Origin of the sequence: Actinoallomurus sp. NBC_01490, assembly GCF_036227085.1 — a bacterium.
GTDB classification, from domain to species: domain Bacteria; phylum Actinomycetota; class Actinomycetes; order Streptosporangiales; family Streptosporangiaceae; genus Actinoallomurus; species Actinoallomurus oryzae.
In genome coordinates, this window is sequence record NZ_CP109433.1 from 4668825 (window position 1) to 4681957 (window position 13133).

The 13133-nt window shown below is 70.5% G+C and carries 14 protein-coding genes; 7 read left to right on the forward strand and 7 right to left on the reverse strand.

Annotation, left to right across the window (positions count from 1 at the left end; all coding sequences use genetic code 11):
• Positions 1–4: 4 nt before the first annotated feature.
• From OG417_RS22205 to OG417_RS22220, 4 genes are read right to left on the reverse strand one after another with little or no spacing between them, the layout of a single operon-like run.
• Positions 5–586 (reverse strand): flavodoxin family protein, encoded by a 582-nt coding sequence (locus tag OG417_RS22205; protein ID WP_329259234.1) that lies wholly within the window; start codon positions 584–586, stop codon positions 5–7.
• Positions 583–1845 carry a hypothetical protein gene (locus OG417_RS22210; protein WP_329259237.1) on the reverse strand — a complete coding sequence of 421 codons (1263 nt, stop codon included), beginning with the start codon at positions 1843–1845 and terminating at the stop codon, positions 583–585. The genes OG417_RS22205 and OG417_RS22210 overlap by 4 nt, the downstream gene beginning before the upstream one ends.
• Positions 1842–2099, reverse strand: coding sequence for a hypothetical protein (locus tag OG417_RS22215; RefSeq protein ID WP_329259240.1), 258 nt, complete (start codon positions 2097–2099; stop codon positions 1842–1844). The genes OG417_RS22210 and OG417_RS22215 overlap by 4 nt, the downstream gene beginning before the upstream one ends.
• Complete coding sequence (locus OG417_RS22220; RefSeq protein WP_329259243.1) at positions 2096–2707, reverse strand: VOC family protein; 612 nt, start codon at positions 2705–2707, stop codon at positions 2096–2098. The genes OG417_RS22215 and OG417_RS22220 overlap by 4 nt, the downstream gene beginning before the upstream one ends.
• 189 nt (positions 2708–2896) lie before the next feature.
• Here OG417_RS22220 and OG417_RS22225 point away from each other — a divergent pair, with 189 nt between their 5' ends.
• Together OG417_RS22225 and OG417_RS22230 are read left to right on the forward strand one after the other, a co-directional pair.
• Positions 2897–3811 carry an alpha/beta hydrolase gene (locus tag OG417_RS22225; protein ID WP_329259245.1) on the forward strand — a complete coding sequence of 305 codons (915 nt, stop codon included), beginning with the start codon at positions 2897–2899 and terminating at the stop codon, positions 3809–3811.
• Between the two features lie 129 nt (positions 3812–3940).
• Positions 3941–4627, forward strand: coding sequence for a TetR/AcrR family transcriptional regulator (locus tag OG417_RS22230; RefSeq protein WP_329259250.1), 687 nt, complete (start codon positions 3941–3943; stop codon positions 4625–4627).
• Positions 4628–4641: 14 nt separating this feature from the next.
• Here OG417_RS22230 and OG417_RS22235 read toward each other — a convergent pair whose 3' ends face one another.
• The 3 genes from OG417_RS22235 to OG417_RS22245 all read right to left on the reverse strand — a co-directional run bounded on the left by OG417_RS22235 (position 4642) and on the right by OG417_RS22245 (position 7734).
• The gene (locus tag OG417_RS22235) at positions 4642–5166 is read right to left on the reverse strand and encodes a nitroreductase family protein (RefSeq protein ID WP_329259252.1); all 525 of its coding nucleotides are present in this window, start codon (positions 5164–5166) and stop codon (positions 4642–4644) included.
• Positions 5167–5233: 67 nt separating this feature from the next.
• Positions 5234–6178 carry an ADP-ribosylglycohydrolase family protein gene (locus OG417_RS22240; RefSeq protein ID WP_329259255.1) on the reverse strand — a complete coding sequence of 315 codons (945 nt, stop codon included), beginning with the start codon at positions 6176–6178 and terminating at the stop codon, positions 5234–5236.
• Between the two features lie 35 nt (positions 6179–6213).
• Complete coding sequence (locus tag OG417_RS22245) at positions 6214–7734, reverse strand: MFS transporter (RefSeq protein ID WP_329259258.1); 1521 nt, start codon at positions 7732–7734, stop codon at positions 6214–6216.
• 173 nt (positions 7735–7907) lie between these two features.
• Between OG417_RS22245 and OG417_RS22250 the strand changes: the two genes are divergently transcribed.
• The 5 genes from OG417_RS22250 (at position 7908) to OG417_RS22270 (ending at position 13118) form a co-directional block, all read left to right on the forward strand.
• Complete coding sequence (locus tag OG417_RS22250) at positions 7908–8531, forward strand: TetR/AcrR family transcriptional regulator (protein ID WP_329259261.1); 624 nt, start codon at positions 7908–7910, stop codon at positions 8529–8531.
• Between the two features lie 16 nt (positions 8532–8547).
• Positions 8548–10086, forward strand: coding sequence for an AMP-binding protein (locus OG417_RS22255; protein ID WP_329259264.1), 1539 nt, complete (start codon positions 8548–8550; stop codon positions 10084–10086).
• Positions 10087–10202: 116 nt separating this feature from the next.
• Complete coding sequence (locus OG417_RS22260) at positions 10203–10547, forward strand: VOC family protein (protein WP_329259267.1); 345 nt, start codon at positions 10203–10205, stop codon at positions 10545–10547.
• A gap of 145 nt (positions 10548–10692) precedes the next feature.
• Positions 10693–12219 (forward strand): AMP-binding protein, encoded by a 1527-nt coding sequence (locus tag OG417_RS22265; RefSeq protein ID WP_329259270.1) that lies wholly within the window; start codon positions 10693–10695, stop codon positions 12217–12219.
• A 26-nt stretch (positions 12220–12245) separates the two neighbouring features.
• On the forward strand, positions 12246–13118 hold the full coding sequence (locus tag OG417_RS22270; RefSeq protein ID WP_329259272.1) for an alpha/beta fold hydrolase: 873 nt from the start codon (positions 12246–12248) through the stop codon (positions 13116–13118).
• Positions 13119–13133: the final 15 nt, after the last annotated feature.

Here is a 13133-nt window from a genome sequence, read left to right on the forward strand (position 1 = left end):
GATGTCACCGTCCACCTCCCCGCCACGACACGACGTGGTGCGCGACGCGCTCGCCCAGTGCCGATGCCGTTCGCAGGTCGCTGTCCTGCATGCCTTCCAGACCCTGGTCCGAGTTCGACTGCGCCATGGCCCCTGCGTAGGCGCCGAGCCGGTTCAGTTCGGAGTCGGACCCCGTGCTGCGTCCGTTGCCGTCCAGCAGGCCGAGACCGACCCAGACCATCCCGTGCTGCATGGCGAAGAGCCAGAGCTGGGTGAGGGTGCTGAGCTTGTCCCCGGAGTGACCGCTGGAGTTGGTGAACCCCGCGGCGAGCTTGCCCTTCCACTCCTGGGCCAGCCAGATCTTCGCGCTGGCCTCCATGAACGACTTGAACACCGCCGAACCACTGCCCATGTAGGTCGGGGTGCCGAAGATCAGCGCATCGCAGTGGTCGAGCCGATGGGGGTCGGTGGCGACCTCTTCGGCGAAGTACAGCGCGACGTCGATGTCCGGGACCGAGGCGGCGCCTTCCCCGACCGCTCTGGCCTGCGCGGCGGTATGGCCGTAGCCACTGTCGTAGACGACTCCGATGGAGCGCGCTTCCGTCACCTTGTCCTCCTTGGCGATGCCGTGGCGAACCGGCCGTTCAGCCAGCGGTCGATGTGGACGGCGGCGGCGGCGTATCCGGTGGGCTCGCCCTCCACGATGGGCTGGCCGAAGTGCTGGCCCCGGACGACATGGCGGATCTTGTCTTCACCGGCCAGCGCCTCGAACATCCGGGCGCCGGCGGTGGGGAGCGCGGCCTGGTCGCCGCTGAACTCCAGGTAGAGCGTTGGCAGCCGCACTCCGGCCGCGCACCGCACGAAATCCGCGTTGGTGTGGTTCGCCGACCAGGTCGACAACCACGCGTCGGGAGTGGTCAGCCGGCCGAAACCCACCAGGCCGTAGTTGGTCAGATCCGGGCGGCGGCCGAACAACGAGCCGTAGGGCCGGTCGTTCGGATCGATCGACAGGTCCACGTAACAGGGGTCGGCGTCGGTGCGGTAGGTGGTGATGACTCTCGGGACGAGGCCGGTCCGCCGGTCGGCCGGGTCGCCGGTGCGGGAGAACCGGGCCCGGGCCTTCGAGGTCTCGGCGGCGAGCTCGACGGCGCGGGCGTCGATCCGGGCGATCCGATTTCTTTGGGCCGTACGGTACGCGCGGAGGAAGTCGGCGCTGTAGCGGCTCGGCTCCGGCGGCTCGGCGAATCCGTTTCTCGGCGAGTACATGTCCAGCGCGGGATCCACCGACATGGGGTCCGACTCGTCCACGACGGACGGGTCGATGCAGTGCAGCAGCACCTGTCCCTGACCCGGGTGTGGCGCCAGAAAGATCGCGCCGTCCGGAACGGGCATCTGCGCGCCCGCCAGCGTGATCGGCCGGCCGGCCGGTGTCACATCCAGCCGCAGCCCCGGCTCCAGGGACGCCTGCTCGATGTAGAAGGCCGACAGCGTTCCGCCGCCGGAGTGGCCGAAGGTCAGCACGGTGCCGAACCCGGTTTCCCGGAGGAACACATGGCCCGCCGCCGCGTCCAGCAACGCCTGCTCGTGGACCAGGGCGAGGTCGTTGTTGGGCGACCGGGAGCCCTGGGTCCAGACCGAGACGCCGCTTCGCAGGAGCAGCGGGATCATCGGGTGGTGCGTCACCGACTGGCGCGGGTGCATGACGGTGACCGCCGTCGCCGCGCCGTCGAGGGAGTACAGCACTCCCTCGATCTTGGCGCCGTCGAAGGTGGTGAGCTGGTGCGTGCTCACCGTGACGCCGGGCGGCGTCTCCGCCCTCGGGACGTCCCGGCCCGCGCCGAGCCGGTCCACCGCCAGCGGGCTCATCCCTCAGCTCCTGTGGGCTGGACCACCAGTTCCGACTTGTCCCAGCGGCTCACCCGGCCGTCCCTGACCGCGGCGACCGCGCTGTACCAGACGGCGTTGCGGCAACCCGTGGCGTTGCGCTCGATGTGGATCGAACCGGGCGTGGCGACCTCGAGGTAGGGGCCGCGCCGCCGGACGGTCACGCCGGGATCCTTGCCGGCGACTTCGGCCAGCGGGCGGAAGTCGTCGACGTCGAGGACGAACAGCGTGGTCATGCGAACGTCACCAAGTCCGGCTCGCCCGCATAGCGCTCCGAGATCAGCTTCGCCTTCCGCGCGAAGAACTTCTCCAGGGAGGGATCGGGCTCCGCCGTCACGTCCATGAGCGCGTCGACGCTCAGGTTGGCGTCGATGTCGTCCTCGATGGTGATCGCCCGCAGCGGACGGGTGATCTCGATCAGGTACCCGTTGGGGTCGGTGACGTAGATCGACTCGACCGTTTCGTGCCGCACCTGCGACTCGCACGGCCAGTCGCTCGCGTCCAGCCGGCGCCGGTATTCCAGCAGATCCTCCTCGGTGTCGACGTGGATCGCGAGGTGCCGGGCACGGCGGAGCAGGTCGGGGATCGCGGTGTCCCGATAGGGCTCGACTCCGAAGTAGTAGAAGAACGCCAGCCGGTCGCCGCTGCCGATGTCGAAGAAGAAGTGGATGAAGTCCGGGTGGTCGCCGGGCCCCCACCCGAGCGCGCATGTCGCGTGGACGACCGGGAGGCCGAGGATGTCCCGGTAGAAGGTGATGGTGGCCCGCGGATCGAAGGTGGGAAACGCCGCGTGATCGACGCCCCGCACGGTGTGCGCAAGCGGGTCATGCTCCGGTGATGGCATCTGCGTACTCCTCTCGCGACCAACTCGGTGACGCCGAGCGTAGAGCGATTCTGTCGCGACCGTCAATATTCTGACGCGTTAGTATCGATAGGCGGTGTGACCGGATCCGGGCGACGCGAGGCGCGCGATGACCGCCTCGCCGCTCGGGTGACAGGACACGTTCTGGCGACTGTGAAGGGACGGCACCAAATGACCGCGACGTGGATCGATCTCTCCGTCGAAGGCCGAAAGATCGCCGGACTCGCCGCGGCCGGCGGCGCCGCAGGGGCTCCGCTGATCGTGGCCCTTCATGGCGGGGGGTACGGCTCGGGGTACTTCGACGTGCCCGGTCACTCCCTGCTCGACCTCGGCGAGGCGACAGGGTTTCCCGTGTTCGCGCTCGACCGTCCCGGCTATGGCGGGAGCGACCCGCTTCCCCGCGGTAGGACGACCTTCGGCGACAGCGCCGAGGTCCTGGACGCCGCGATCGGTGCGCTATGGGCCGACCATGGCGAGGGGCGTCCGGGAGTGGTCCTGCTCTCCCACTCCATCGGCTCCGCCATATCGGTGCATATTGCCGCACGTCGGCCACGCTGGCCGCTGCTGGGCGTCTCACTACACGGTGTGGGCGATCGGTCTCCCGAGGACATCGTCAGCGCCTGGCGCGCCATCCCCGCGGACGGGCCGGTGGAACTCCCGCCCGAGCGGCGACGCGCCCTGCTGTACGGCCCGGCGGGAACCGTCGACGTCGAGGCCGTGGAGGCGGCGAAGGCCTCGGTGGAGCCCATGCCTCTTGAGGAGATGCTCGAAATCGTCGGGGACTGGCCGGAGAACGTGGCAGAGCTCGCCTCAGAGGTCGTCGTCCCCGTCCAGTACACGCTCGCCGAATACGACGGCCTGTGGGTCGTCGACGCGGGTCGCGTGGCGACGTTCGCCGGGTACTTCAGCTCCGCCCCGTGGGTGGAAGCCGGTCTTCAGGCGGGCGCCGGTCACAACCTCGACCACCATCGACTCTCCCGAGCCCTCCACCTGCGGCAGCTGGCCTTCGCGTGGGAGTGCGCGGCGCGGGCGACCGCCGCCGGTGGCTATGATGACCGGCTGACCGGGCAGGAACGGCGCACATGACGACCGTCGCGCCAGGCTGAAGCCGAAGCCGAGGAGTGGGTGGTGGCTGCGGAGGACTCCAAGGCGCAGGGACGGTCCGGTGGCCGCCCGGACTCCCGTCGCGGCGCTGCGCCCCGACGCAAGCTTCTCATGAGCGAGATCGTCGACCAGGCCATGCGCATCTTCGCTGAACGCGGCTACGACGGGACCACCCTGCAGGATGTCGCGGACGCGGTCGGGCTGAGCCGTCCCAACCTCTACAACTATGTCAAGAGCAAGGAAGACCTGCTCGTGGCGATGGTCGAGGCGACGACTGAGAGCGCGGCGAACGCGCTGCGGGAAGTCCGGCAACGCACCGATCTCGACTCGACGGACAAGCTGCGCATGCTCGTCCGCGCCCTGGTCCTGCGCCGCGCCGAGCAGCCGGCGCAGTTCCGTACGCTCGATCGCAGCGACCAGGCGCTCCCTCCAGAGATCGCGAAGAAGCACCTCCAGGGCCGTCGGGCGGTCCTCCGGGAGATCACCGGCGTCATCGAGGAGGGGATCACGGCCGGCCGTTTCCGTCCTGTCGACGCACGCGTCACAGCCCTGTCGATCATCGGAATGTGCAACTGGGTGGCATGGTGGTTCCATCCGTCTCCGGCGCACCCCGCCGAACCGGTGGCCGAACAGATCGCGGAGAACGCGGTGGCGATGGTGGCTCGAGAGGCCGGGCGCACCCCGGACACGCCCACTCCACTCGGCGCCGTCGCCCTGCTCCGGCAGGACCTCGACTACCTGACCCGTCTCCTCACCGCGGAGGGCGAACGAGGAGACCTCCCGCCCGGCAACGCATAAGACCTCCCGTCACATCAGGAGTCGATCCAGCGGACCAGCCGGTCCAGCGGCAGGCGTCCCGAGGGGATCGCGGATCTGCCGCGGGGCGCGCGTGCGGGGTAGCCGAGCGCGATGGCCGTCCGCACCTTCCACGGGGCCTCGACGCCGGCCAGCCGTCCGGCCCGCTCGGCGTTGGACGCGGGAAAGAACGAGACCGGGCAGCTTCCCAGGCCGAGGCCGTGCGCGGCGAGCATGAGGCTCTGGGCGGCCCGGCCCGCGTCGAACTCCGCGTCCTCGCCCCCGGTCGCGTGGTCCACCGCGAGCAGCACGGCCACCGGGGCCGTGGCCAGGTGCGCCGCGTAGCCGCCCAGCAGGCTCAGCCTCTCCCGCAGGGCGCCGTCCCGGACGACGACGAATCTCCAGGGCTGGCGGTTGCGCGCCGACCCGGTCCAGCGCGCCGCCTCCAGCGCTCGTACGATCTCGCGCGTCGGCACCGGTGTGTCGGCGAACCACCGTGTGGCCCGCAGCGACGCCACCTCCGCCCGCAACGGCTCACCCACCCGGCCTCGCCCCCGATCCTCGCGTCCCGCCCATCATCTCGAAGGCCCGGCGGTCCGCACGAACGAGCTACGCGGACTCGGCGGCGCGGAGGGCGAGGGCGGTGAGGTCCCCGGCGGTCAGGTCCGGCCAGCCGTGCACCTTCGCCCGCCACTCCTCGGGTACGGCCGAGGCGCCGTGGCGTGCGCCCAGGAGCGCGCCCGCGATCGCGGCGACCGTGTCGGTGTCGTCGCCGGCGCGTACCGCGGCGAACAGACCGTCCGGCAGCGACGCCGTGTGCGTCACCGCCGACCAGGCCGCCTGCAGCGCCGGCACGACGAAGCCGTTCGGGCTGAACCGGTGCGGTGGCGCGGCCTCGGCCTCGTCCAGCCAGGAGGCCCACCGGCCGCGCCGTGACGGCGGCAGGTACGCCAGCCCCTCGCGTACGCCGTCGTAGGTGCCCTCCAGCACCGCGCGGCGTACGCCCGAGCACCACAGCACGCACGCGTCGCCGGCCAGGTCGTCGGTGTGGGTCAGGCCGCTGACCAGCCGGGCCGCCTCCATCATGGCGACGGAGTCCTCCAGGTACGGCAGCGCGACGACGGCGGTGCGCATCAGCGATCCGTTGCCCGCGCTGCGGCCCGTACGGGCGTGCAGGTCCTCGGCGGCGCGGCGCATCTCCGCCGACATCCCGCCGGTCCGGTCGACGGACGCGAGCACCGTGCGGGTCTGGGCGCCGATGTCGCTGGCGCCCTCGCGGTACCACCGCAGGAACCGCACGGCGACACCGTCCAGTGCGAGGTCCGACCGCAGGCCGCGCCCGCGGGCGGCGACCTCGGCGACGCACACCTGCATCTGGGTGTCGTCGCTGTACTCGCCCGGCTCGTACGGGCCGAGCCCGCCGCCGATCATCTCGGGGACGGCCGTGGGGGACAGGCGGGCGGCGAACTCGTACGGCACGCCGAGCGCGTCGCCGCAGGCCGCGCCGAGCAGCACTCCGGCCGCCCGGTCTCGCTGTTCACTGGTGAGACTCACCACTGTGCGACGACCGGGCGGCCGGTGAGGTTCCCTCAGGACGCGCCCGTGAGGCGGGCGACCTCACGTTCGTGCGCCTCGGCGTCGGCCTTGGCCGCCTTCGGGCTCCAGCGGCCGACGAGCGGCAGCATCAGGCCGAGGAACAGGATCTCGGCCACGATGCACACCCACCACCAGGCCTGCCACTGGTGCGGCGCGTCGGCGGCGGCGCTCTTGATCTTCCCGACCTCGGCGAGCAGCGCCGGTGGCGGGTTGGCGCCAGAGGCCTTCACCTGGGCCAGTACGGCCGGAGCCTCGACCAGCTTGTCCACCGCGCTGACGACATAGGGGAGGACGAAGAAGGCCAGGCAGACGACGATGCGCAGGATCCAGCCCCAGATCGCCAGGCCGGTCGCGGTCAGCGCGGGGTTGCGCTTCTCGATCGTCTCGGTGAACGCCGCCATCCACGGGGCGTACGCCGTCGCGAGGCCGAGCGAGAGCAGGGCGATGATCACGATCAGCGTGGTCGAGCTCGTGTGCGGGTGCGTCGTCCGGGTCATGAAGAGGAACGTCATGACCACCGCGATCACGGTACCGGCCACCATGAACGGCTTGCGCACCCGCAGCCGGTCCGAGAGTGCGCCGACGACCACGAGGCTGACCGCGTTGATCGCCCAGTACCAGGTGTTGATGCCGTTGGCCTTCGACGTCGTGAAGCCGAAGTTGGAGGTCAGGTAGACGGTGAAGAAACCGACCGCGGTGTAGTAGATCAGCAGGAAGATGCTGATCCCGAGAGCGGGGGCCAGGATGTCCAGGCGCATCATCTGCCCCCACGGCCGGTCGAGGTCGGCCGTCCGCTCGGCGCTGTCGGCGCGCGCCTCGATGAGCGCGCGGTCGCCGGCGCTGACCATCACCTGGTCGCGGAGCCCGGGTTTGAGCTCGCGCAGCCCGAACAGCGCGATCAGGAACGCCACCAGCCCGACCACGCCGACGATGTAGTACTGGCTGGACCAGGAGTTGTCCAGGTGCGGCAGCGTGCGGTTGGCGACGAAGCTGACGACCAGGCTGCCGACGACCGGCCCGAGCGTCCAGAAGCCCATCGCGGACGCGCGGCCGATCTGCGGGGAGAAGTCGCGCACGAGTGCCGGCGTCGCGACCAGGCACATGCCCTCGACGATGCCGCCCAGCACGGCGAACAGCCCGAAGACGAACTTGTTCGGGGCGAACGGGGTGATCAGCGCGAGCACCCCGGTGACGAGCAGGCCGTACGCGACCAGGTTGGCGCGGCCCCAGCGGTCGGCGAGGCCGGCCGCGAGGGAGCCGAACGCGCCGACGAGGTTGGCCAGCACCAGGATGTTGACGTAGTAGATGAACGACATCTTGAAGTGCTCCAGGATGAGCGGCGCGACGCCGCCCGCCACATAGAGCTCGTAGTACAGGATGATCGTGACGAACACCGCCACGGCCAGGTACCAGTAGCGCGCTCCCGTGCTCGGATACCGGTCGAGGCCGCGGCGCCAGAGCCGGTCGATCGTGAATCCCTCCGCCGCGGGAGCCGTCGGGTTGGTTGGAGCCATCGCTTCCTCTTTTTCCTTTGGGCGAGCTGCTCCAGAGCGCCATTAGACGCCCCGCCCCCGAGGCCGTGTGCCGCATGACCTGTGCAATCATTGGGTAAATGAGCGTTCATTCACGCGTTGGAAACATTAGTACGCTCGAATTAAGTGGCATGTCAAGACAGGAGAGTGACGCGGTGACGGATTTCGGCCTGCCCGTCAGCGGATCCCCGATCCAGCGGCGTCTGGCCGCCGCCGCCGTCGAGCTGTTCTACCGGCAGGGCGCGATCGCGACGTCGGTCCGGCAGATCACCGAGGCGTGCGGCCTCACCCCGGGCGCGCTCTACAACCACTTCGAGTCCAAGGACGAGCTCCTCTACGCCGTGGTGCGGGACATCCACCTGCGGCTGGAGGGCGCCCTGACGGCGGCGGTGGCGGCGGTGGCGGGCGACCCGGTCGCCGAGCTCAGCGCGATCGTGCGCGTCTACGTCGCACGGCACTCCGACCACCGGGAGACCGCCCGCGTGGCCAACCGGGAGTTCCCCCTACTGACCGGGGCGCGCTACGACGAGGTCGTCGCGATCCGCCGGCGCCTGCGCGACACCGTGGTCGAGGTGCTGCTCGCCGGTCAGAAGAAGCAGGTCTTCGACCTGGTCGGGGGCGACGATCGTACGGCGGCCGTACTCACCGCGCTGCCGATCCTTGACATGTGCGTGCACATAAGCGAATGGTTCCACGAGCACCGGCCTCTGAGCCACGCCGAGCTGGAGGCCCGCTATGTCGGGCTCGCCCTGCGCATGGCGGGGGCTCGCACGCACTGAACGACGGGAGGTCCTCATGGCCGAACTGCTCCGCCCGTACGCCGAGGCGCGACCGGACGAACCGGCCGTCACGGACGAGCGCGGTGTCACCACGTGGCGCGAGTTCGAGGCGCGGGTCGACCGCCTCGCGGGTGCGCTGCGGGGCCTCGGCCTCGACGACGGCGACGCCATCGCGATCCACTCGGGCAACCGCCGGGAGTACTTCGAGCTGATGGCCGCGGCCACGCACATCGGGCTGCGTTACGTCGTGGTCAACTGGCACTGGACCGCCGACGAGCTGAGGTACGTCCTCGCCGACTCCGGGGCCCGGGCGGTGTTCTCCGAGGACGCCTTCGCGGACGTGGCGGCCGAGGCGGCGGTGGACACGCCGTTCCGTGTCGGCATCGGCGAGGTCCCCGGCTTCCGGCCGTATGAGGAGTTCCTCGCCGGCGGGCCGGACGGAGCACCGGCCGGTCAGGTGATGGGCTGGCCGATGATCTACACCTCCGGCACGACCGGGCGGCCGAAGGGCGTGAAGCGCAGGCTCGTCACGACCGGCGCCCCGCTGGAGACGATGAAGCTCGTCGCCGAGAGCTTCGCGCAGATCCTGTCCATCCCCGAAGGCGGGCGGTCGCTGCTGGTCGGGCCGGTCTACCACTCGGCGCAGTGGCTGTGGTCCTACGTCATGCTCTGCGCGGGGCGCTCGGTCGTCATGCGGCGTTCGTTCGACCCCGAGGAGACGCTGCGCCTCATCGAGGAGCACCGGATCACCAACGTCCACCTGGTGCCGACCCAGTTCGTCCGTCTCCTGCGCCTGGACGAGGAGACCCGGCGGAGGTACGACCTGTCCGGCCTCGCCGCGGTCTGGCACGGTGCCGCACCGTGCTCGCCCGAGGTCAAGCGCCAGATGATCGACTGGTTCGGCCCGATCCTGTACGAGTACTACGGCTCCACGGAGTCGTCGGTGAACACCATCGTGTCGTCGCCGGAGTGGCTGGAGCGGCCCGGCACGGTCGGGCGGGCGCTGCCGACGACCGAGATCCACGTGCTGCGCGAGGACGGCTCGCCGGCCGCCACGGGGGAGCGCGGCCAACTCTGGTTCCGCTACACCAGCGGCGACGACGTGGAGTACTGGGGCGACCCGGACAAGACCGCCTCCGTGCACCGCGACGGGCTGTTCACCACCGGCGACGTGGGCCATCTCGACGAGGACGGCTACCTGTTCCTCTCCGACCGCGTCATCGACATGATCATCAGTGGCGGGGTGAATATCTACCCGGCCGAGATCGAGGGCGTGCTCATCACCCACCCGGCCGTACGCGACGTCGCGGTCTTCGGCGTGCCGGACCGGGAGTACGGCGAGCAGGTGAAGGCGGCGGTCGAACTCGAGGACGGGCACGAACCCTCGGACGCGCTGGAGCAGGAGCTGATCGCCTTCTCCCGGCGTTCCCTGGCCGGCTACAAGGCGCCCCGGTCGGTGGACTTCCTCGACGCGCTGCCGCGGACGCCGACCGGCAAGCTCTACAAACGCCTCATCCGCGATCCGTACTGGGCGGACCAGGGCAAACGGATCTGAGGCCTGCCCGCCCAACCGGTCAGGAATGAAGAAGCCTCCGTCGCCGCGCGGTCCGTAGCGTTCTCGACGTGGGGCCTTCGCGACGGCTCCACCTCGATCGACTGGAGGAGCACGCCATGACCGAAGGCATCAAGACCATCATCTTCCCCGTCACCGACATCGCGGCGGCCAAGGCCCTGTACGGCGGGCTGGCGGGCGTCGAGCCCTACGCGGACACGCCGTACTACGTCGGCTACAAGGTCGGCGGCCAGGACATCGGGCTGGACCCGAACGGCCACCGCGAGGGCGGCGCCGGGCCGATCGCGTACTGGCACGTCGAGGACATCAAGGCGAGCCTCCAGGCGCTGCTCGAGGCAGGCGCGGAGACGCTCCAGGACGTCCGCGACGTCGGCGGCGGCACGCTGATCGCCACGGTGAAAGACGCGGACGGCAACGTCTTCGGCCTGCGCCAGGTCGCCTGACATCCTGATCCGGTCCGGCCCCACGCGGGGCCGGACCACCTCATGCGGGACGGGCGGTGGACCAGCGCCCGAACCGCCCGGAACCCGCTCCCGCCGGGGCCGGTGTCCTTCCGCGCCGCACCCAAACCGAGTAGCGTTCGGTTTCGTGCACCTGGGACACATCGCGGCCCTGACGCCGGACAAACCAGCAGTGATCATGGCGGGTTCGGGCAAGGTCATCACCTTCCGCGAGCTGGACGAGGAGTCGAACCGGCTCGCCCACCTGCTGCGCGCCGAGGGCCTGCGTCCCGGCGACCACGTGGCCTTCATGCTGGAGAACCACCCGTCGTACCTGGCGATCGCGTGGGCGGCGCAGCGTTCCGGGCTGTACTACACCGCGATCAGCTCACGCCTGCAGGCCGACGAACTGGCCTACATCATCGACAACTGCGGGGCGCGCGTCTTCCTCACCTCCGCCCGGCTGGCCGAGGTGGCGACCGCGGTCGCCGACCGGACTCCCGGGGTCGAGCTGCGGCTGATGCTCGACGGCGCCGCTCCGGGCTTCGACTCGTACGAGGAGCGCATCGCCGGGCAGCCCGCCGGGCCGATCGAGGACGAGTGCGAGGGCGTGGACATGCTCTACTCCTCCGGCACCACCGGACGGCCCAAGGGCGTCAAGCCCACGCTGTCGCTCGCGCCGCCGGGCACGCCGAACAAGCTCACCCAGCTGGTGTCCTTCCTCTTCCAGCCGGACGAGCACTCGGTGTACCTGTCGCCGGCGCCGCTGTACCACGCCGCGCCGCTGCGCTACTGCCTCACCTTCCACCGTTTCGGCTCGACCGTGGTGGTGATGGAGCGGTTCGACGCCGAGGAGGCGCTGCGGCTGATCGAGCGGTACGGCGTGACGCACAGCCAGTGGGTGCCGACGATGTTCATCCGGATGCTCAAGCTGCCGGAGTCCACGCGGTCGGCATACGACCTGTCGAGCCTGAAGTACGCCGTGCACGCCGCCGCCCCCTGCCCGGTCGAGGTCAAGCAGCAGATGATCGACTGGTGGGGGCCGGTGCTGCACGAGTACTACGCGGGCACCGAGGGCAACTGCTTCGTCTACGCCGACTCCAAGGCGTGGCTGGCGCACCCGGGCACGGTCGGCCGGCCGCTGCTCGGCGAGATCCACGTCTGCGACGAGGAGGGCGACGAGCTTCCGGCGGGACGGGTCGGGACGCTGTACTTCGGGGGCGGCCCGCAGTTCGAGTACCACGACGACCCGGCGAAGACCGCGTCCTCCCGCGACCCGCTCGGCCGTGGCTGGACCACGCTGGGCGACGTCGGGTACGTGGACGAGGAAGGCTTCCTCTACCTCACCGACCGGCTGTCGTACATGATCATCAGTGGCGGGGTGAACGTCTACCCGCAGGAGGCGGAGAACGTCCTCGCCGTCCACCCGAAGGTCGCCGACGTGACGGTGATCGGGGTGCCGGACCCGGAGATGGGCGAGGCGGTCAAGGCGGTCGTGCAGCCGATGGACCTCGCCGAGGCGGGCCCGGAGCTGGAGCGGGAGCTCATCGAGCACTGCCGGGCGAACCTGGCGCACTACAAGTGCCCGCGCACGGTCGACTTCCGCGGTGAGCTGCCCCGCCACCCGACCGGCAAGCTCTACAAGCGCCTGCTCAAGGACGAGTACTGGAAATGACGCGCCGTTGAGGCGATCGTTGCCTCATGCGCGTGGCGATCGGTGACATCTCCCTGTACTTCGACGTCGACGGCTGCGGGCTCGCCCCCGACGGCCCCGCGATGGCGGAACGCCCGACGGTCATCGCCCTGCACGGCGGGCCGGGCGCCGACCACACGACCTTCAAGCCGGTGCTCGACGGTGTCACCGAGTACGCGCAGGTGATCTACCTCGACCAGCGGGGGAGCGGGCGGTCGGACCGCAGCGGCCCGGAGCTTTGGACCTGGGAGCGCTGGGCCGACGACGTCATCGCCTTCTGCGACGCGCTGGACATCGCCGAGCCGGTCCTGCTCGGCACGTCCGCCGGCGGCTGGGTGGCGCTGACGGCCGCGATCCGGCACTCCGCCAGGCTCGGCGGGATCGTGCTCGACAGCGTGATGCCCGGCGCGATGGACGAACGGCTCGCCATCATGGAGCGGCTCGGTGGCGCCGAGGCCCGTGAGATCGCCCGGCGCTACTGGAACGGCGAGGCGACCGACGAGATCCGGGAGGCGTACCCGCGCGTCTGCCTTCCTCTCTACTCCCGGCGACCCGGCGATGACCCCGACGGCTCCGACCGGCTGCGGCGCATCCGCTGGAACCCCGGCGTGCTCGAACACTTCCGTCAGGTGCTCGCCGGCTCCTTCGACCCCTGGCCACGGCTCGGCCGGGTCACGTGCCCGACGATGATCCTGGCGGGGGAGCACGACCCGGTGGCGACGGTGCCCGCCGCCCGGCGCCTCAGCGCGGCACTGCCGGCCGCGCGCCTGCACGTCGTACCGGACGTCGGTCACGGAGTCTTCCGCGAGGACCCTGACCAGGCCTGCGCGCTTCTTCGCGACTTCCTGGCGGGTATTGAGTGGACGTGGACGCGCGGATGACCTGATCATGGACGT